General features: G+C 35.6%; 14 protein-coding genes and 1 pseudogene. 13 read left to right on the top strand and 2 right to left on the bottom strand.

The annotated features are described in order from the left end of the window. Positions 1 to 46 precede the first annotated feature (46 nt). Positions 47 to 793 (bottom strand): NUDIX hydrolase, encoded by a 747-nt coding sequence (locus tag LNP22_RS14980; RefSeq protein WP_229974178.1) that lies wholly within the window; start codon positions 791 to 793, stop codon positions 47 to 49. A gap of 264 nt (positions 794 to 1,057) precedes the next feature. Between LNP22_RS14980 and LNP22_RS14975 the strand changes: the two genes are divergently transcribed. From LNP22_RS14975 to LNP22_RS14955, 5 genes and pseudogenes are all read left to right on the top strand, one after another. Next, entirely contained in the window at positions 1,058 to 3,502 is a 2,445-nt protein-coding gene (locus tag LNP22_RS14975; RefSeq protein ID WP_229974177.1) for a glycoside hydrolase family 3 N-terminal domain-containing protein, read from the top strand. A gap of 134 nt (positions 3,503 to 3,636) precedes the next feature. Next, positions 3,637 to 5,283 (top strand): SusR family glycan utilization regulator, encoded by a 1,647-nt coding sequence (gene susR, locus LNP22_RS14970; RefSeq protein ID WP_229974176.1) that lies wholly within the window; start codon positions 3,637 to 3,639, stop codon positions 5,281 to 5,283. A 200-nt stretch (positions 5,284 to 5,483) separates the two neighbouring features. Further along, a complete protein-coding gene (locus tag LNP22_RS14965) occupies positions 5,484 to 7,700 on the top strand; it encodes a glycoside hydrolase family 3 C-terminal domain-containing protein (RefSeq protein ID WP_229974175.1) in 2,217 nt (738 codons plus the stop codon). Positions 7,701 to 7,782: 82 nt separating this feature from the next. Further along, the gene (locus LNP22_RS14960) at positions 7,783 to 8,433 is read left to right on the top strand and encodes a DUF1349 domain-containing protein (RefSeq protein WP_229974174.1); all 651 of its coding nucleotides are present in this window, start codon (positions 7,783 to 7,785) and stop codon (positions 8,431 to 8,433) included. A gap of 81 nt (positions 8,434 to 8,514) precedes the next feature. Further along, positions 8,515 to 9,648 (top strand): annotated as a pseudogene (locus tag LNP22_RS14955) (acyltransferase family protein). 96 nt (positions 9,649 to 9,744) lie between these two features. On the opposite strand, the gene LNP22_RS14950 reads toward LNP22_RS14955, so the two are convergent. Next, positions 9,745 to 10,683 carry an alpha/beta hydrolase gene (locus tag LNP22_RS14950; RefSeq protein ID WP_229974173.1) on the bottom strand — a complete coding sequence of 313 codons (939 nt, stop codon included), beginning with the start codon at positions 10,681 to 10,683 and terminating at the stop codon, positions 9,745 to 9,747. A gap of 429 nt (positions 10,684 to 11,112) precedes the next feature. Between LNP22_RS14950 and LNP22_RS14945 the strand changes: the two genes are divergently transcribed. From LNP22_RS14945 to LNP22_RS14910, 8 genes are all read left to right on the top strand, one after another. Continuing rightward, entirely contained in the window at positions 11,113 to 12,558 is a 1,446-nt protein-coding gene (locus LNP22_RS14945; RefSeq protein WP_229974172.1) for an MFS transporter, read from the top strand. A gap of 86 nt (positions 12,559 to 12,644) precedes the next feature. Continuing rightward, positions 12,645 to 13,481: a 5-dehydro-4-deoxy-D-glucuronate isomerase gene (gene kduI, locus LNP22_RS14940; protein WP_229974171.1), complete on the top strand. Its 837-nt coding sequence runs from the start codon at positions 12,645 to 12,647 to the stop codon at positions 13,479 to 13,481. Positions 13,482 to 13,487: 6 nt separating this feature from the next. After that, positions 13,488 to 14,273, top strand: a complete 786-nt coding sequence (locus LNP22_RS14935) for a gluconate 5-dehydrogenase (RefSeq protein WP_229974170.1) — start codon at positions 13,488 to 13,490, stop codon at positions 14,271 to 14,273. 21 nt (positions 14,274 to 14,294) lie between these two features. Beyond that, the gene (gene uxaC, locus LNP22_RS14930; RefSeq protein WP_229974169.1) at positions 14,295 to 15,701 is read left to right on the top strand and encodes a glucuronate isomerase; all 1,407 of its coding nucleotides are present in this window, start codon (positions 14,295 to 14,297) and stop codon (positions 15,699 to 15,701) included. A gap of 13 nt (positions 15,702 to 15,714) precedes the next feature. Then, positions 15,715 to 16,737: a sugar kinase gene (locus LNP22_RS14925; RefSeq protein ID WP_229974168.1), complete on the top strand. Its 1,023-nt coding sequence runs from the start codon at positions 15,715 to 15,717 to the stop codon at positions 16,735 to 16,737. A gap of 11 nt (positions 16,738 to 16,748) precedes the next feature. Then, positions 16,749 to 17,417, top strand: coding sequence for a bifunctional 4-hydroxy-2-oxoglutarate aldolase/2-dehydro-3-deoxy-phosphogluconate aldolase (locus tag LNP22_RS14920; protein ID WP_229974167.1), 669 nt, complete (start codon positions 16,749 to 16,751; stop codon positions 17,415 to 17,417). A 211-nt stretch (positions 17,418 to 17,628) separates the two neighbouring features. Continuing rightward, positions 17,629 to 19,092, top strand: a complete 1,464-nt coding sequence (locus LNP22_RS14915) for a tagaturonate reductase (protein WP_229974166.1) — start codon at positions 17,629 to 17,631, stop codon at positions 19,090 to 19,092. Positions 19,093 to 19,095: 3 nt separating this feature from the next. Beyond that, on the top strand, positions 19,096 to 20,718 hold the full coding sequence (locus tag LNP22_RS14910) for a UxaA family hydrolase (protein WP_229974165.1): 1,623 nt from the start codon (positions 19,096 to 19,098) through the stop codon (positions 20,716 to 20,718). Positions 20,719 to 20,771 lie beyond the last annotated feature (53 nt).

The following is a 20,771-nucleotide window of genomic DNA, read 5'->3' as shown; positions in this document are numbered from 1 at the left end:
GTTATTTATTTCATAGAATAAAAATAACTTATATGGTTTACTAAACTTACCAACTCCCTTTTAAGCCTTCTTTCAAAGCATTATTGTATTTTTCCAGATCAAAGCTGTACAAATCAGGAGCTTTATGCGCTCCGCCTTTGCGAGATTCGTCTAATTTGGTTAGAATATCATACCGTAATATTTTGCGGTAAAAATTTCCTCGGTTCAATTTTTTACCCAAAATGATCTCGTATAACTTTTGAAGTTCAGGCATTGTAAATTTCTCAGGAAGCAAGTTGTACCCAATCGGATGATGGTTTAATTGCTCGCGAAGTGTCAACAATGCTTTGTCAAAAATAGTGCGATGGTCCATCATAAACGAAGGAAGATTATCGATAGAATGCCACTCGCAAGCCGTAGAATATTTGTCAATGATTAAATTTACTTTCGAAAAATCTGCCAGCGCATAATATCCAATCGACACAAAACGTTGCTTGTTCCAGATGCTGTCATCATAAGCTTCAAAAGCACTTTCGGAACGTTTTAGATTTCCAAAAGTATAAAATTGCTGCAGATAAACATTTTCGGTACCCGTTCTGTCTTTTAGGATCCGAATGGCTGCGTCATCTACATTTTCATCTTTTTGCACATAACCACCTGGTAACGCCCAAGCCTCCTGATCTTTCATTTTGACAGTCAAAACCTGTAAGGAAGTTTCGTAAAAACCAAAAATAACACAATCAATAGAAAGTGTGGGAATGTATTTTTTCCACGACGCTTCAGATTGGGTTTCAAGTATTTTTTTGAGTTCCATTTTTTTGATTTATGTTCAAATTTACTGTTTTTCTTTAAGATAGTTGCTTCTGAATGTTTTTGTTTCACTATTTAATTGTTATCTAAATACTGTATTTATTGGTAATAATAAATATATAACACTTATTAATTATGGTTAATTAAATTTTAGACTATTTTATTTGCTGATATGAGAAAAAATAATTAATATTGCTTCATAATGAAGCAATGAATTCTTTAGCCATTATACTTTACTATTTACAACCACATTTTAAATTTTTCAAGTATGAAAAAAACAATAATACAAACAGCACGAGTATCATTTTTGACCGCAGTGGTAATTTCTAATTTGTCATGGAATAGTATTTCTGATGAAAAAAATAATCCGCCACTTCTTACGATTAAAGGCTTTACTTTTAAAGATTTAAATAACAACGGAAAACTTGATATTTACGAGGATACAAGACTTTCTATTCAGGAACGTGCTGCAGATTTGGTCAATAAAATGACTGATGAGGAAAAAGCTAATTTTTTGATGGGAACCGGAATGCCCGGCTTTGATGGTTTAACGCCTGTTGTAGGCGCCATCGAGGGACGCGTGCCTGGTGCTGCAGGAGGTACTTACGAAATTAAACGTCTAGGAATCCCTGCTGTTATTGTAGCCGATGGCCCGGCGGGACTGCGTATCAAACCTATTCGTACAAACGATAAAAATACTTATTATTGTACCGCTTTTCCAGTTGGAACGGCTTTGGCTTCTACTTGGAATGAGGCCTTGATTGAAAGTGTTGGTAAAGCAATGGGGAGCGAAGTAAAAGAGTATGGAGTAGATGTTTTGTTAGCTCCAGCACTCAACATTCACAGAAATCCTTTGTGCGGACGAAATTTTGAATATTATTCTGAAGATCCTTTGGTAGCCGGAAAAATAGCTTCGGCAATGGTAAAAGGAATTCAGTCGAATGGTGTTGGCACTTCTATCAAACACTTTGCGGCGAATAATCAAGAGACCAATCGTCTTTCGATTAATGAACACATTAGCGAGAGAGCCATGCGCGAAATTTATTTAAAAGGTTTTGAAATTGCTGTAAAAGAATCAAATCCCTGGACCGTAATGTCTTCTTATAATTTGATAAATGGTACATACACCTCTGCCAGAAAAGATTTATTGACCGATATTCTCCGCAATGAGTGGGGTTTTAAAGGAATTGTAATGACGGATTGGTTTGGAGGTTATGCCGGTTTTAATTCGATTATATCAGGTACAAGCAATGTAACCCAGCAATTAGAAGCCGGAAACGATTTGCTAATGCCGGGACTTCCTGCTCAGAAAAAGGCTATTATCGAGGACATGAAAAGCGGCAAACTTGCTAAAGAAGTGGTTGATTTGAATGTAAAAAGAATTTTAGAATTGGTTTTGAAATCTCCGATTATGAGTAATTATAAATATTCGGATAAACCCAATTTAACAAAGCATGCCCAAATAACCAGACAAGCCGCCTCTGAAGGAATGGTGTTGTTAAAAAATGATAAAAATGTTTTGCCGTATACTAATAAAGCTGCTTCTGTGGCCGTTTTTGGCGTAACATCGTATGATTTTATCGCAGGCGGAACGGGGAGCGGAGATGTAAATGAAGCCTATACTGTTTCTTTGATCGAAGGTTTGTCTAAAGCGGGATTTTCGCTTGACGAAGAATTAAAAACACTTTACACCCCTTTTGTAGCCAAAGAAAAAGCGGCGGAACTCAAAAGCCGTGAGGAAAGAGGAATTTTGGCTTTGCCACAGCGATTACCAGAATTAAAATTAGAAAAAGAGGCAATAGAAAAGAAAGCAGTTTCATCAGAACTGGCTATTATCACCATTGGAAGAAATTCTGGAGAAGGTGGCGACCGTACTGTTGATAATGATTTTAATTTGGCCGAAGATGAGGTAGTGTTGATCAACAATGTTTCTGAGGCTTTTCATGCCAAAGGAAAAAAAGTGGTCGTGATTATGAATATTGGCGGCGTGATTGAAACAGCCAGCTGGAAGGACAAAGTAGATGCTATTTTGCTTTCGTGGCAACCTGGACAAGAAGGAGGAAACTCGGTAGTAGATGTTTTCTCGGGAAAAGTAAATCCTTCGGGAAAATTAACGATGACTTTCCCAATGAAATATGAAGATACACCATCGGCAAAAAACTGGTTGGGAACCCCGATAGAGAACCCAACAACTGTAACTTACGAAGAAGGCGTTTATGTAGGATACCGTTATTTTAGTACTTTTAACGTCAAGCCTTCGTACGAATTTGGTTTTGGAAAGTCCTATTCTTATTTTGCCTATTCTGATGTGAAATTAAGCAACAGCGTGTTTAAAGATAAGTTGACTGTTTCGGTTACCGTAAAAAACACAGGGAAAATAGCAGGTAAAGAAGTGGTACAATTGTATCTTTCGGCGCCATCAAAATCTATTGATAAACCAAAAGAAGAGTTGAAAGCCTTTGCTAAAACCAAAGAATTAAAACCGGGAGAAAGCAGCACTTTACAATTGACAATTTCTCCTAAAGATTTGGCTTCTTTTTTAGAAAGTAAAAATGCTTGGGTGGCTGAAGCAGGAACATATAAACTGCTTATTGGTGCTTCATCATCGGATATTAAAAACACAACTGAATTTACAGTTGAGAAAGAAATTACGGTCGAAAAGGCAAAAAAGGCATTTGAATTGGATGTTCCGTTTAATGAACTTAAACCGTAATTAATTCTAAATATTTTTGGTTAAATAGAAAAAAGACTGATTCGCCATCAGTCTTTTTTGTGCCTAAAATAATTCGGTTTGTGTGGCAGTTTGTTCTATATTTGTAAGTCATATTCTTTTTATCTCTAATTCTCTTGAAAAAGTTTTTGCTCCTTATTTTATTAATTTTTCTAGTTTGTCCTGTCCAGGCATCGGATAGTACCAAAACTATTCTGATAAAATTAAATCATGCATTGGCCAACAAGCAAAAGTATGTTTTGCTTAAGGAAGAGCGTATTTTAAATTTCAAAAAATTAAAATCCGAGAATTTATCAAAGGAGCAGGAATACAATTACAACAAAGCGCTGTACGCAGAATATCAAAAATTCAATTCAGATTCGGCAATTTTATATGTAAAGAAAAACCTCAAAATTGCAGAAAAACTTCAAAATAAAGAGCTAAAAGATTGGGCACAATTGCAATTGGCCAATTTATATTCTTCGTCAGGAAAATACCGAGAATCCGAAGCTATTTTAAAAAGCATTCATAAAAAAGACTTAGCAAAATCATTGCTTTCCAACTATTATGTGGTGTACAGAGAGTTTTTTGAGCATTACAATGCCAATAGTGTCAGCAAGCAATATATTGCCCAAATTGCCAAATATAGGGATTCTTTGTTGGCGGTTTTACCATCCTCATCACTCGATTATAAAATCAATTTAATTCAGAAGAATATTTCTCAGAAAAAATTGGAAACCGCTAAAAAGCAATTATTTGTTTTATTAAAAGACACAAAAGAAGAGGATTCTCAGTATGCGATGATTACGTATCTTTTTGGAAGTATTTATGAAAGTACACACGAATTAGAATTAAGAAAAAAATACTACGCACTTTCGGCCACAGCAGATATCAAAAATGCTATAAAAGACAACGCTTCTCTACAGGAATTGGCATTGGTTTTTTACGAAATTGGTGATGTAGATATGGCGTATAAACTCACTCAATCGGCAATTGAGGATGCTCTGTATTGTAATGTTCAGTTTCGAACTTTGCTCATGTCTGAGGTGTATTCGATTATCAATACAGCCTATTTAGAAAGAGAAGCAAAAAGAAAAACCGAATTACAATTGTATCTTTTATGTATTAGTTTGCTTTCGGTATTTTTGATCGTGGCCGTGATTTATGTTTACAAACAGATGAAAAAGGTTTCTAAAATTCGTGGAGAATTGTACGAAACTAGTCAAAAATTAGTCGAATTAAACAAAGATATTTCCGAAACCAATAATCAGTTGCAGGAAAGAAACGCTCAGTTGTCTGAGTCCAATCATATCAAAGAAGAATATATTGCACACTTTTTTCACCTTTGCTCAACGTACATCAATAAAATCGAGAATTACCGTATCATTTTAAACAAAAAAGCAACCGCTAAACAGTTTGAAGAAATTCACAAAATGCTTAAATCGACTACTTTAATCGACAACGAGCTTGAAGAATTATACAAGCATTTCGACAGTATCTTTCTCAATTTATATCCCACTTTCGTGAAAGATTTCAACGCACTGCTTATTCCAGAAGAACAGATCGTTCTAAAGCAAGGCGAACTCCTAAACACCGAATTGAGAATTTTTGCTTTGATACGATTAGGGATCAACGATAGCGTAAAAATTGCTGCTTTTCTTCGTTACTCTTTGAGCACGATTTATAATTACAGAACCCGCGCTCGAAATAAAGCCGCTGTTTCGCGAAATGATTTTGAGGAAATGGTTGTCAAAATTGGCTCGATTTCGGTAAAAATTAAATAAAATTATTTTAAATCCACTACTTTTTTTACTATTTATTTTTGTTTAATTGATTGTTTTTCAGGTATTTGATTTTTTAAAATACTACTTTTTTGTCTTTAAAAATCAAATACGTACGATAACGTTTTAGTTTTACAATACTCTTAAAAGATGTTTTTTGACCAGAAACTCTTTGATTACAAAAAATACTAAAAAATACAGTTATGTTTAAAAATGTTAAAACAGTTGTTGTTTTACTGTTGTGGGGTGCAATTGGTGTAAATGCGCAAAATAAACTTCCCCTTTATTTAGATGATAAAAAACCAATAAGCGATCGTGTAGAAGATGCGCTTTCGCGAATGACACTCGAGGAGAAAATCGCCATGATTCATGCGCAGTCAAAATTTAGTTCGCCTGGTGTACCACGTTTAGGCATTCCGGAAAACTGGATGACCGATGGACCACACGGAATTCGTACCGAGGTTTTATGGGACGAATGGAAGCAGGCGGGTTGGACAAACGATTCCTGCATTGCTTTTCCTGCTCTTACGGCGCTTGCTGCAACTTGGAACAAAGAATTGTCTTCGTTATATGGAAAATCAATTGGAGAGGAAGCTCGTTTTCGTAACAAAAATGTATTATTAGGACCTGGTGTAAACATTTACAGAACGCCTTTAAATGGTCGTAATTTCGAATATATGGGCGAAGATCCTTTCTTAGCCTCAAAAATGGTAGTACCTTATATTAAAGGAGTACAATCAAACGGAGTGGCGGCTTGTGTAAAGCATTTTGCACTCAATAATCAGGAAACCAATCGTAACGCTGTAAACGTAATCGTAGAGGATCGTGCGCTGTATGAGATTTATTTGCCTGCTTTTAAAGCGGCTGTCCAAGAGGGTGATGCGTGGGCAATAATGGGTTCATACAATAAATACAAAGGACAACATTGCTGCCACAATGAATTTTTATTGAATGATATACTTCGCGGAGAATGGGGTTTTAAAGGGGTTGTAATCTCAGATTGGGGAGGTGTTCACGATACAAAACAGGCAATTTATAACGGTTTGGATTTAGAATTTGGTTCTTGGACCAACGGACTTACATGGGGAACCAGCAATGCTTATGACAGCTACTATTTGGCAGCTCCATATGCAAAAATGATCAAATCTGGAGAAGCAGGAACCAAAGAATTAGACGATAAAGTACGTCGTGTTTTGCGTTTGTCATTTTTGACTAATATGGATAAAAACAGACCTTTTGGCTCTTTTGGAACGCAAGAACATGCTCAGGCTGGTTTAAAAATCGCAGAAGAGGGAATCGTGCTTTTGCAGAACAAAAACAATATTTTGCCAATAGACCTTTCAAAAACAAAGAAAATTGCTGTTATTGGCGAAAATGCAATCAAAATGATGACTGTAGGTGGTGGTAGCTCTTCGCTTAAAGCGCGATATGAAATCACACCTCTGGAAGGTTTGAAGAAAAGAATTGGCAACCAGGCCCAGATTGTGTACGCCCGTGGTTATGTAGGCGATCCCACAAGTGAGTATAACGGGGTGGTGGCAAAAGTTAGTCTGGAAGAAAAACGCTCTGCGGCCGAATTGTCTGCCGAAGCATTAAAAGTAGCAAAAGATGCCGATATCGTTCTTTTTATAGGAGGTTTGAATAAAAGTGAATACCAGGATGACGAAGGTTTTGATCGTAAAGAATTGGGACTTCCATACCATCAGGATCAATTAATATCAGATTTGGTTAAAGTAAATAAAAATGTCGTTTTTATTAATATTTCTGGAAATGCTGTAGCAATGCCATGGGTAAAAGAAGTTCCCGGAATTGTACAAGGGTGGTTCTTAGGGACTGAGGCTGGTAATGCACTAGCAGCGGTTTTGGTTGGTGATGCAAACCCTTCTGGAAAATTGGTTTTTACTTTTCCTGTAACATTAGCAGACAATGGAGCACACGCTCTGGGAGATTTTCCGGGTGGCGATGAGGTCAACTACAAAGAGGGAATTTTTGTGGGATACCGTTATGCAGACAAACAAAAAGCAAAAACTCTGTTTTCTTTTGGACACGGATTAAGTTACACGACTTTTGAGTACGGAAAAGTAACGGCCGACAAAAAACAAATGAGTGCGGGAGATCAAATTACATTTTCTGTGAAAGTAAAAAACACTGGAGCCCGTGAAGGTTCAGAAGTGGTTCAGTTGTACATCAGTGATTTAAAATCGTCATTGCCTCGCCCAATAAAGGAATTAAAAGGGTTTGAGAAAATTTCGCTTAAAGCGGGAGAAGAAAAAACAGTGACTTTTACAGTTGATAAAACAGCTTTGAGTTTCTTTGATGATAAAAAACACGACTGGGTTGCCGAACCTGGCGATTTTGAAGCTATTATCGGAGCTTCTTCAACCGATTTAAAATCTAAAGTGAGTTTTTCACTTCAATAATTTCATTATTACATATTGGTTTGTTTTAAAGCTGCAACGGTTCAAAATTGTTGCAGCTTTATTGATCTAAAAATTAAATGATATGAAAAAAAATATAATAATTTGGATAGTGCTTTGTGTATTTCAAGGCCTTTCGGCGCAAAGCCTAAATAAAATGCAATGGTTTAATGAGCCCGAAAAATGGGAGATTAAAAACAATACTTTGATTATGAATGTTACAGCTAACAGCGATTATTGGCGCATTTCTCATTACGGATTTACAGTTGATGACGCTCCATTTTGCTATGCTAATTATGGAGGTGAGTTTGAAGCAAAGGTAAAATTGACAGGAGATTACAAAGCTCGTTTTGATCAAATGGGACTAATGATTCGTGTGGATGAAAAAAATTATATCAAAACTGGTGTAGAATTCGTTGACGGAAAATTCAATATCAGTACCGTTGTAACGCATGAAAAAAGCGATTGGAGTGTAACAACTTTAGAAAAAATACCACCATTTGTATGGATAAAAGTAGTGAGAAGATTAGATGCTATCGAAATTTTCTTTTCGTATGATGATAAAAATTATACTCTAACCAGAAATGCGCCTTTGCAAGACAATACGCCTGTCATGGTTGGTTTGATGGCTGCTTCACCTGACGGGAAAGGCTTTGAAGCTAAATTCGAAAATTTTACTGTAAAACATTTGCCCGATCAAAGAAGAGCAGAATGGCTTAAAAATCATCAGGAATAGTAAGAAGAATTTTTAAATCAGTTTTCTATTTATTCTTAATTTAAAATAAAAAACTAACCTATAACCACCAAAAAATAATTTATGAGCGTATCTTCAGTAGTTATAAAACCAAAAAAACATTACGAAATTCTTGATGGTTTGAGAGGAGTTGCTGCCATTTTGGTAGTGGCTTTTCACATTTTTGAAGCTTTCTCGGGTGGTAATCGTTTTAAGCAAATTATCAATCATGGCTATTTGGCGGTCGATTTCTTTTTCCTTTTGTCAGGTTTTGTAGTTGCGTATGCGTACGACGATCGCTGGGGAGAAATGACGCAGTGGGAGTTTTATAAAAGAAGGCTCATTCGGCTGCAACCCATGGTTATTATGGGATCTATAATTGGTGCTTTACTGTATTATTTGCAAGCTTCAGCTCTTTTATTTCCTATGATTGCAGATATGTCCGTCTGGAAATTACTACTAGTGATGGTCGTTGGTTTTACTTTAATTCCGCTAACACCATCTGCAGATATACGTGGTTTGGGAGAAATGCATCCGTTAAATGGTCCCGCCTGGTCGCTTTTTTTTGAATATATTGCTAATATTTTATACGCTTTATTTTTTCGTAAATTTTCGAATAAAGTACTGGCTGTATTTGTTTTACTATTTGCCGGAATACTTATTAATTATACTGTTTTCGGTACAAAAGGAGATGTTATTGGGGGTTGGTCTTTGAATGTTGAGCAGCTCAATGTTGGTTTTACGCGTTTATTATATCCATTTTTTGCTGGTATTTTACTCAATAGATTGGGGAAAATAGTGCATATAAGATGAGCTTTTTGGCTGTGCAGTTTGTTGATTACTGCTATACTTGTGATTCCAAGAATAGGGGATGAAAATAGTCTTTGGATGAACGGATTATATGAATCATTTTGTATTATTTTAATGTTCCCACTCATTGTAGCCATTGGCGCAGGTGGTGAAATTAAAAATGCCTTTTCGGCCAAGATATGCAAATGGCTCGGCGATATTTCATATCCTCTTTATATTACGCATTATCCGCTTATTTATTGGTACACGGCTTGGGTTGTAGACAACAAAGTTTCACTGAAAGACGGATTTGGTATGGGAATTTTGCTTTTGATTAGCAGTATTGTAATTGCTTATTTGTGTCAAAAATTTTATGATGAACCGGTTCGGAATTGGGTTCAGAAAAAGAATAGAAAACAAACTATCTAAATATACGGATATATGAAGTAATTGGTCAGGAAGCAGTTTAGTTCCTGACCAATTTTTTTAAAGTACAATTTATCCAATTAAAGATCTTTTTTATTTTTAAAAAGAATCTGATTTTAACCATTCTTCACACGCTTTTGTCCAGAAAAAGCTAGTATCTTTTATGCCTAAACCAAAACCGTGGCCGCCTTTTTCGTAAAGATGCAACTCGGCATGAACTCCATTATTTTTTAAAGCCAGATAATAATTAATACTGTTTTCGGGAACAACAACCGTATCATCTGTAGCATGAACTAAAAATGCTTGAGGGGTTTCTTTTGTTGTTTTTTTCTCATTAGAAAACGATTCAATTAAAGTTACGGAAGGATTTACACCTAAAAGGCTAGTCTGAGATCCTTTGTGTGTAATCGTGTTTTCCATCGAAATAACAGGGTAAATTAAAATAGAAAAGTCCGGTCGTGCACTCACCTTGTTAGTCGATTGATAAACGATATCGTCGTAATGTGTAGAAGCAGTAGCTGCAAGATGTCCTCCAGCTGAGAAACCCATAATCCCTATTTTAGTAGGATCAACTCCGTATTTTAGGGCATTCTGCCTAACATAGCGAATTGCTTCCTGAGCATCTTGCAAAGGTCCAATTGTTTTGTTTTTCATAATCAAATCACTTGGTAATCGGTATTTTAAAACAAAAGCAACAATCCCTAAATCATTGAGCCATTTTGCGACTTTGATGCCTTCTTTGTCCATCGCTAAATGCGAATAACCTCCGCCGGGACAAATTATTACCGCGGTTTGATTGGGCTTTGTACTCTTAGGAAAAAAAATACTTAGGGTTGGAATTGTTACTTTATTAATGCTTTGCACTAATTGATCCTTAATAATTTCTTTTTCCTGATAATCCGGAGCTTGAAGCTCATCAGGAATTGTTTTCCATAAATTTATAACTTGATCCTGAGCTTGTAATTCATTGGTAATACCCATAAATAGTACAATTATTATAAGTACTTGTTTCCAATAATCTGGTGTTGAAGTTTTCAATTTGATGATATATTAAGTAATAGTTCGTCTTATTGGGTTTAAAAATAGCTTTTTTTACCAACTTTTTTTATGTATTACAGCCGTAAAAGTAGCTTTTTGTTTTGTGTTTAAAAATTGTTTCCTCAAGAAGTTTAACAAATTCTTAATACCAAAATTATTCATTAAATGCTTCCATTTACAATGTTTTGGTAAATATTAAGTAGGATCGAAAAATGTAACATATCATTTAACAAATATATTGCTTAATGTGTAAATTTATATAAGTTTTTTTATCTGATATGTTTATTTTTGATAGTAAAATAATTTTATGTATAAATTATTTGGTATATAAAGATTTAAAACTATATTTGTGCAATCGATTACATTTTTTTTGTTACAAGATAATTTATAATTATTTCGGCTTTTAGAAATTAAACAAATACCATTATTATGAGTCAAACCAATACACCTACTGGAAGATATCGCTGGAGTATCTGTGCGTTGTTGTTTTTTGCTACTACGATTAACTATTTAGACAGACAAGTTCTTTCTTTGACATGGAGTGATTTTATCGCACCGGAGTTTCATTGGACAAATAACGATTACGGAAATATTACAGCATTGTTTTCTATTTTTTATGCAGTTTCTTTGCTATTTGCAGGAAGATTTGTCGATTGGTTAGACACAAAAAAAGGTTTTCTATGGGCTATCGGAATATGGTCTTTTGGTGCGTGTCTGCATGCATTTTGCGGTATTGTAACCTCGGGAATCATCACAGGCAATTGGTTAGTAGGTTTTGAAGGAGCAAGAGAAGTCATTCACACAGTTAATGATACAGGAATGGTAATAAATGTGAGTGTTACCTTGTTTATTTTTGCGCGCTTTGTTTTGGCAGTTGGTGAGGCAGGAAATTTTCCGGCGGCTATAAAAACAACAGCAGAATATTTCCCGAAAAAAGACAGAGCTTTTTCGACCAGTATTTTTAATGCAGGTGCGACTGTTGGGGCTTTAGCGGCACCAATTACAATTCCGTTTATTGCTGAATCTTTTGGTTGGGAAATGGCTTTTATTATTATTGGAGCTTTAGGTTTTGTCTGGATGGGATTTTGGGTTTTTATGTATGACAAACCAGAAAGACATCCAAAAGTAAGTGCATCAGAATTAGAGTATATCCAGCAAGATGATATCGCAGACAGTAAATTAGTGGGATATGTTCCTGAAACGACCACAAAGGTTTCTCTTATCGAATGTTTAAAATACAAACAAACATGGGCTTTTGCTTTTGGTAAATTTATGACAGACGGTGTATGGTGGTTTTTCTTGTTCTGGACGCCGGCTTATTTGAGTTCTGTTTACGGAATGGATTCTACTGAAGCTGCTTTGCCTTTGTTCGTGCTTTATATGATTACATTACTTTCTATTATTGGAGGTTGGTTACCTACTTATTTTGTAGAAAAAAAAGGAATGAACCCCTACGAAGGAAGAATGAGAGCGATGCTGATTTTTGCATTTTTCCCTTTATTGGCTTTGATCGCTCAGCCTTTAGGATACATTTCGTATTGGATTCCGGTAATTATTATTGGTATCGCGGGTGCTGCTCACCAATCGTGGTCGGCAAATATTTTTACGACAGTGGGAGATATGTTTCCTAAAAAAGCAATTGCAACCATTACCGGAATTGGCGGATTAGCCGGAGGTGTTGGTTCTACTATTATCAATAAAGGTTCGGGATTGTTATTTGATTACAGTAAAAATACCAATATGTCTTTTATGGGCTTTCAAGGAATTGAAGCAGGATATTTTATCATTTTTTCAATTTGTGCGGTTTGTTACTTAACGGGCTGGATCGTGATGAAAACTTTGGTACCAAAGTACAGTCCGATCACTAATTTATAAGATTTCCTTAATTTTTAATCATTCTAAAAGGTAATTTTAAAATAATATTTTAATTTTGTGCAATCGATTACATTAAAAATAAAATTATGACAAAATATAGTTCAAGATACTCATCAAGCCCAGAAGCTGTTAAAAAATATGATACCCAAGAATTAAGAAACGAATTCTTAATTGATGATTTAATGCAAGCGGATGAAATTGTACTAACCTATTCTCATTATGACAGATATATAGCAGGTTCAGCAGTTCCTGTGAATGACTTGAAACTAGAAACTATTGATCCATTAAAAGCAAATTATTTTCTGGAAAGAAGAGAAATTGGGATCATAAATGTAGGAGGAAGCGGTTCTGTTATAGTAGAAGGAACATCATATCCGTTAGATTTTAAAGATGCTTTGTACATCGGTAGCGGTAATAAAGAAGTAGTTTTTAAAAGCAATGACAGCAAAAATCCGGCTAAATTTTATATCAATTCTGCACCGGCTCACACTTCTTACCCAACAGTAAAAGTAAGTTTGTCAGAAGCTAATAAATTGCAATTAGGCGCAATGGAAACGGCGAATCACCGTACGGTAAATCAAATGATTATTGGAGGCGTGGTCACAACTTGCCAACTGCAAATGGGAATGACAGAATTGCGTCCGGGAAGTGTCTGGAATACTATGCCTGCTCACGTACATGATCGCAGAATGGAAGTATATTTTTATTTGGATATACCAGAAAATCAGGCAGTTTGTCACTTTATGGGGCAACCACAAGAAACAAGACATATTTGGATGAACAATCATCAAGCGGTTATTTCGCCACCATGGTCGATACATTCGGGTTCAGGAACCAGCAATTATACTTTTATTTGGGGAATGGCGGGTGAGAATTTAGATTACGGTGATATGGATGTTTGCAAAATAAATGAATTAAGATAATAGAGTATGAATTTATTTGATATAAAAGGAAAAATTGCCCTAATAACTGGAAGCACACACGGACTCGGAATGGCAATGGCAAAGGGTTTAGGTCAGGCTGGAGCTACAATTGTGGTCAACGGAAATTCTTCTCAGCAAAAAATTGATGATGCTGTAAAAGAACTTCAAAGCGAAGGAATCAATGCAGTAGGTTATAAATTTAATGTAACCAACGAGCAGGAAGTTATTGCCGCTGTTGCGAAAATCGAAAGCGAAGTAGGAGCGATTGATATTCTGATCAACAACGCTGGAATTATTAAAAGAATTCCTTTAATCGAAATGGAAGTTGCTGATTTTAAGGAAGTGATTGATATTGATTTAGTAAGTCCTTTTATTGTTTCTAAGCACGTTGCCAAAGGAATGATCGAAAGAAGACAAGGAAAAATAATTAATATTTGTTCGATGATGAGCGAATTGGGTCGTAATACCGTAGGCGCTTATGCTGCTGCAAAAGGAGGCCTGAAAATGCTAACTAAAAACATGGCGACAGAATGGGCAAAATACAACGTTCAAATTAACGGAATTGGGCCAGGTTATTTCGCTACCGAACAAACAAAACCTATTCGCGTAGACGGAAATCCGTTTAATGATTTTATTATCAGTAGAACGCCTGCTGCAAAATGGGGCGATCCGAGCGATTTGGCTGGAGCAGCAATATTTTTATCTTCAAAAGCAAGTGATTTTGTCAACGGGCATATTTTATATGTAGATGGGGGAATTCTGGCGACAATTGGTAAACCATCAAACGAATAATTACTCAATTTTATTAAAATCATGAGCGCAAATAAGACATTTATAAACGATAATTTTTTACTTGAAAATAAATACGCAGAAGAATTATACCATAATTATTCTAAAAATCAACCAATAATCGATTATCATAATCACTTAAATCCGCAGTTTATTACCGAAGATAAAATTTTCGATAATATTACTCAGGTTTGGATAAACGGTGATCATTACAAATGGCGTGCGATGCGTACTTTGGGTGTTAATGAACAATTTATAACAGGTACTGGTTCTGATAAAGATAAGTTCTTAAATTGGGGAAAAACGGTTCCGTACACGATGCGTAATCCTTTGTACCACTGGACGCACCTTGAATTGGCGCGCTATTTTGATATTCATGAATTGTTGAATGAAAAGACAGCTGAGAAAATTTATATCGAAACTTCAGAAAAAATAAATTCAGAAGCTTACAGTACCAGAAATTTGTTAAAAAAGGTAAATGCCGAATTGGTTTGTACGACAGAGGATCCAATTGATACTTTGGAGTTTCACCAAAAATTAGCCAAAAATCCTTTTGAAACTAAAATGAGTACGGCTTTTAGACCTGATAAAGCCATTTTAATTGCAAATGACGGTTACAACGATTATATCAATACATTAGGAACGGTTGCTGGCGTAGCGATTAATACGTATGCTGATTTACGCGATGCATTAAAAAAGAGAATTCAATTTTTTAATGATAATGGATGCAAATTAAGCGACCACGGATTGGATCAGATTTATTTTGAAAATTTCACAGAATCTGAGGTAACTACAATTTTCAAAAAGAAAAGAGAAAATCAAGTGATTTCTCCAGAAGAAGCTTTAAAATTTCAAAGTGCAATTTTATTGTTTTTATCCGAAAGTTATTACGAATTAGGTTGGGTACAGCAATTTCACTTAGGGGCATTGCGCAACAATAATGCACGTATGCACAGAATTTTAGGTCCAGATACAGGTTGGGATTCTATTGGAGATTATCCGCAAGCGCAAAAATTATCTTCATTTTTGAATGCTTTGGATAGTAAAGACAAATTGACAAAAACGATTATTTATAACTTAAATCCAGCCGACAACGAAGTAATGGCTACCATGATTGGAAACTTTAACGACGGAAGTGTTAGAGGAAAAGTGCAATTTGGTTCTGGCTGGTGGTTTTTGGATCAGAAGGACGGAATGACAAAACAGTTGAACGCTCTCTCAAACATGGGTTTGATCAGTTGTTTTGTGGGAATGTTGACAGACTCCAGAAGCTTTTTATCTTTTCCAAGACATGAGTATTTCCGTAGAATTTTGTGTAATCTTTTAGGAGATGAAATTCAAAGAGGAGAACTTCCTGCTGATATGGAATGGATTGGAAAATTGGTTGCTGATATTTCGTATAACAATGCAAAAGAATATTTTAAATTTTAATTAAGTATTGATTATGAGTAAAATAGTTGCATTTGGAGAGATCATGTTGCGTCTTTCAACAGAGAGGCATTTGCGTTTTTCGCAAGCGAAGGCATTTGGTGCTTCTTATGGTGGAGGCGAATTTAATGTGTGTGTTTCTTTGGCCAATTATGGCGAAAATGCTGAGTTTGTAACGAGATTACCCGAAAATGAGATTGGTATTTCTGCTTTGAAAGAAATGCGAAAAATGAATGTGGAGTCCAAAAACATTATTTACGGAGGCGAACGTTTAGGGATCTATTTTCTGGAAACAGGTGCGGGAACACGCGGCAGTAATGTTGTGTATGATCGTGCGCACAGCTCAATGGCAACTATTCAAAAAGGAAGTATTGATTGGGAGAAAGTTTTAGAAGGCGCCGATTGGTTTCACTGGAGTGGAATTACGCCAGCGATTTCTGAGAGTGCTGCCGAAGCTTGTTTAGAGGCTATAAAAGTAGCTCATCAATTAGGGATTACGATTTCTTGCGACTTAAATTACAGATCAAAATTATGGCAATATGGCAAAACACCAAGCGAAGTGATGCCCGAAATGCTACAATACAGCAACGTAATTTTAGGAGATATTGATACCGCTTATTTTATGTTAGGATTACCAAAAGTGAATCCGAATTATCAGGACGAAAAATCGCTTCCTGTTTTATATACAAAGTTGTTTGATTTGATTCCGAATTTAAAAACGGTTGCCACCACGTTACGTTATTCTGTAAGTGCCTCTCACCAAAGAATTGGAGGTATTTTATTCGAAGGAAAAGCAATTTATCAGGCTGCTGTCAAAGAGGTAACTCCTGTAGTTGATCGCGTGGGTAGTGGTGATGCTTTTATGGGTGGTTTGATTTACGGATTATTAAATTATAAAAATAATAACCAAAAAGCATTAGACTTTGCAGTTGCGGCTTGCTGTCTAAAACATACAATTGCAGGCGATTATAATTTGGTTACACTCAAAGAAGTTGAAAATATGATCGATGGCGATTCTTCGGGATTGGTGTCTCGATAATACACATAAATATGGCAAAATATTCAAGAATTGAAGTAGCACAAACAATGAAAGAAAACGGAATGGTTCCGCTATTTTTTCATTCAGATATTGAAATCAGTAAAAAAGTACTAAAAGCCTGTTATGATGGAGGTTCCAGATTGATGGAGTTTACCAGCAGAGGAGATTTTGCTCATGAAGTTTTTGGAGCATTAAACAAATATGCATTGGCAGAATTACCCGGAATGATGTTAGGAGTGGGTTCTATAACCGATGCTGCTGCGGCTTCATTGTACATGAGTTTGGGGGCCAATTTTATTGTAACACCAGTTTTTAGAGAAGATATTGCAATAGCCTGTAACCGCCGTAAAGTATTGTGGTCTCCGGGTTGTGGCTCTCTTACCGAGATTGCAAGAGCAGAAGAATTAGGTTGCGAAATCGTAAAATTATTCCCTGGTGATATTTACGGACCAGAATTTATAAAAGCAATAAAAGGACCATGTCCTTGGACGAATATTATGCCAACAGGAGGTGTTTTGCCCACTGTAGAAAGTTTGTCTTCATGGCTCAATGCAGGTGCGACTTGCGTAGGTCTTGGTTCGCAATTGATCTCAAAAGATATTATTGATAACCATGATTTTGAAGGTTTAAAAAATAAAGTAAGTCAGGTTTTAGACATCATAAAAAATATTAGAAAATAAACAAAGAGTAATCCTCCCGATTTTTTTATCGTGCATCGTTTATATTTTAAAATTATAAGAGCATTACGCTTGCCAAAATAAGAGAAGCCATTCCTCACAGCAACTTTTATTTTAGTTTAAACAAGTGTAATGTTTCTTTTTAAAATGCAACGCTTTTGTCATAAAATAAAAAGGTATCAGTGGTTATTTAAAACACTTTAAAAAATTTGTAATGGAAAAGATAAACAGAGCTAACTCGGAGTTTTCAAATAAACTTCCAATAAAAATAGTTCAATTTGGTGAAGGTAATTTTTTGAGAGCATTCGTAGAATATGCTTTTCAAAAACTTAATCAGGAAGCCAATTTTAATGCTGGTATTGCGGTGATACAACCTATTGACAGAGGTTTGGTGAACATGATTAATGAGCAGGACGGATTGTACACTTTGTTTATGAAAGGTGTAAAAAAAGGAGAAGAAATTCAGGAAAAAGAGCTGATCACCAATATCGTAAAAGCAATTGATCCTTATGCTTCTTTTCAAGATTATTTGGCTTTGGCCAAAGAAGAAGAGCTGGCTTTTATCATTTCTAATACTACCGAAGCAGGAATTGAATATGTTGCCTCTGATTTGCCAACGATGCAGCCACCGGCTTCTTTCCCCGCAAAACTTACTATCCTTTTGCACGAAAGATTCAAACACTTTGATGGCGATGAAGCCAAAGGTTTAACGATTATTCCTTGCGAATTGATCAATTACAACTCTGATACTTTAAAAGAAATTATTCTAAAATATAGTATCGAATGGAAATTGAAACAGGATTTTATTTTCTGGATTTTAAACAGCTGTTCTTTTCACAATACTTTGGTAGACAGAATTGTACCAGGATATCCAAAAGATGAAATCGAAGCGTATAATAGTCAGTTAGATTATAAAGATGACTTGATCGTAAGTGCAGAAAGTTTCTTTTTATGGGTGATTGAAGGAGATGAAAAATTAAAAACAAAACTTCCGTTTGAAAAAACAGATTTAGATGTAAAAATTGTTGCTGATATGCAGCCATACCGTACCAGAAAAGTGAGGATCCTAAATGGTGCGCACACTGCAATGGTGCCGTTTTCTCTCCTTTACGGAAATGAAACGGTAAAAGAAACGGTTGATAATGCTTTTACTGGTGAGTTTGTAAACAAAGCTGTTTTTGACGAAATCAATGAGACATTAAACATGGATAAAGCAGAACTGACTAGCTTTTCTGAAGAAGTTCTGGATCGTTTTAGAAACCCGTTTATCAAGCATTTATTGTCAACAATTGCTTTAAATTCTATTTCAAAATTTAAAGTGCGTGTTTTACCAAGTATAACGGAATATGTTGCAATACACGGAAAACTTCCAGTGCATTTAACTTTTGCGTTTGCAGCTTTAATTCGTTTTTACAAAGGGACTTGGAACGGTGCTGACTTACCTGTTAACGATAGCGAAGATATTATTGTTTTTTTTAAAAATCTTTGGACATCAAGCAATTATAATAAAATAGCGCAAATGACTTTGCAAAATAAAAGTTTTTGGGATGAAGATTTAACTGAAATTTCAGGTTTGACAGAAGCAATCGCAACAGCATTAGAAGAAATTGAGGCAAACGGAATTGAAAAAGGTTTCGCTCATTTTCAAACAAAAATAAATTCAACTCAGAAAGTTTAGGTTATGGCAACTCAAAAAAAACTAATAAAAGTACATCCTACAGACAATGTAGCGGTCGCTTTGGTCAATCTTATAGCAGGAGAAGTGATTGATTTTGAAGGAGAATCAGTGACCATTGAGTCTGATGTAAAAATGAAGCATAAGATTGCAATGATTCCTTTTAATGCAGGAGACAGAATTATTATGTATGGCGTTTTGGTCGGAAAAGCAAGTGCCAGAATCGAAAAAGGCGGTTTGCTTTCTACATCGAATGTAAAACACGAAAGTGATAAAGTTACAGGGAAAACAGAAACGATTGGATGGACGGCTCCCAATGTAGATAAGTGGAAAGACAGGACTTTTTTGGGCTATCACAGAGAAGATGGGCAAGTAGGAACCGAAAATATTTGGTTGTTTTTTCCTTTGGTTTTTTGTGAAAACAGAAATATCGAAATCCTGAAAGATATTTTCGAGAAGGAATTAATGAAGCCAAAAGAAAATGATTATCAGTTGTTATTGCGCTCTTTGGTGAAAACCGAAACTGGCGGTGCAGCTAATGAAGCGGCTTCTAACGATGCTAATTTATTCAATAATATCGAAGTAAAGTTTATCACGCATCAAGGCGGTTGTGGTGGAATTCGTCAGGATTCGCACAGTTTGGCCAAATTGTTGGCGGGTTATGTCAATAATCCAAACGTTGCTGGTGCTACCGTTTTAAGTTTGGGATGTCAAAATCTTCAGATTCAGATTTTTAAAGATGCTTTAGACGAAATAAATCCAAACAGTAAAAAGCCAGTTTTAATTTACGATCAACAACAAATAGGTACGATCGAAGCCATGTTAAGTAGCGTGGTAAAAGACACTTTTGAAGCTATCAAAAAAGCAAACGAAATAAAAAGAACGCCAGCGCCATTGTCTAAATTAAAAATTGGTTTAGAATGCGGTGGTTCTGATGGATTCTCAGGAATTTCTGCGAACCCAACATTAGGAGTGACTTCAGACATGCTTACGGCATTGGGAGGAACTACAATTCTTTCTGAATTTCCCGAATTATGTGGTGTCGAGCAAGAATTGGTTAACCGTTGTAACGATGATACAGACGGAAAACGTTTCTTGGAATTAATGAAATGGTACGAAAAAACCGTGGTAGATGCAGGTTCAGGATTTGATATGAATCCGTCTCCGGGTAACATCAAAGATGGTTTGATTACTGATGCTATGAAGTCTGCCGGTGCTGCTAAAAAAGGGGGAACTTCTCCTATTGTAGGTGTTTCAGATTACGGAGAATATATTTCTAAACCAGGCCTGAATTTACTTTGTACACCAGGAAATGATGTAGAATGTACGACCGCAATGGTGGGTTCTGGAGCCAATATGGTTTTGTTTACAACAGGTTTGGGTACGCCAACAGGAAACCCAATTGCACCAGTAGTAAAAGTTTCTTCAAACTCTGAATTGGCCAGAAAAATGTCTGATATTATCGATATTGACACAGGTGGAATCATCACAGGTGAAAAATCTATTGAAGAGATGGCAGATGAAATGCTAGAATTTATTATTGATGTAGCCAGCGGAACGATTAAAACCAAAGCGGCAATTTTAAACCAAAACGATTTTATTCCTTGGAAAAGAGGGGTTTCATTATAAAAAAACATTTTTCACTTACTCAACGATATAAATTTATTTATAACAATAATAAA

Origin of the sequence: Flavobacterium flavipigmentatum (genome assembly GCF_020911905.1) — a bacterium.
Taxonomy (GTDB): Bacteria; Bacteroidota; Bacteroidia; order Flavobacteriales; family Flavobacteriaceae; genus Flavobacterium; species Flavobacterium flavipigmentatum.
The sequence above is the reverse complement of the archived record's forward strand: the minus strand, read 5'-3'. Positions and strand labels throughout refer to the sequence as shown.

What these genes read in the sequence shown, in the direction of transcription:
- LNP22_RS14980 (WP_229974178.1), bottom strand. Translation starts at nt 793, where the DNA reads ATGGAACTCAAAAAAATACTTGAAACCCAATCTGAAGCGTCGTGGAAA.
- LNP22_RS14975 (WP_229974177.1), top strand. Translation starts at nt 1,058, where the DNA reads ATGAAAAAAACAATAATACAAACAGCACGAGTATCATTTTTGACCGCA.
- LNP22_RS14965 (WP_229974175.1), top strand. Translation starts at nt 5,484, where the DNA reads ATGTTTAAAAATGTTAAAACAGTTGTTGTTTTACTGTTGTGGGGTGCA.
- LNP22_RS14960 (WP_229974174.1), top strand. Translation starts at nt 7,783, where the DNA reads ATGAAAAAAAATATAATAATTTGGATAGTGCTTTGTGTATTTCAAGGC.
- LNP22_RS14945 (WP_229974172.1), top strand. Translation starts at nt 11,113, where the DNA reads ATGAGTCAAACCAATACACCTACTGGAAGATATCGCTGGAGTATCTGT.
- kduI (WP_229974171.1), top strand. Translation starts at nt 12,645, where the DNA reads ATGACAAAATATAGTTCAAGATACTCATCAAGCCCAGAAGCTGTTAAA.
- LNP22_RS14935 (WP_229974170.1), top strand. Translation starts at nt 13,488, where the DNA reads ATGAATTTATTTGATATAAAAGGAAAAATTGCCCTAATAACTGGAAGC.
- uxaC (WP_229974169.1), top strand. Translation starts at nt 14,295, where the DNA reads ATGAGCGCAAATAAGACATTTATAAACGATAATTTTTTACTTGAAAAT.
- LNP22_RS14925 (WP_229974168.1), top strand. Translation starts at nt 15,715, where the DNA reads ATGAGTAAAATAGTTGCATTTGGAGAGATCATGTTGCGTCTTTCAACA.
- LNP22_RS14920 (WP_229974167.1), top strand. Translation starts at nt 16,749, where the DNA reads ATGGCAAAATATTCAAGAATTGAAGTAGCACAAACAATGAAAGAAAAC.
- LNP22_RS14915 (WP_229974166.1), top strand. Translation starts at nt 17,629, where the DNA reads ATGGAAAAGATAAACAGAGCTAACTCGGAGTTTTCAAATAAACTTCCA.
- LNP22_RS14910 (WP_229974165.1), top strand. Translation starts at nt 19,096, where the DNA reads ATGGCAACTCAAAAAAAACTAATAAAAGTACATCCTACAGACAATGTA.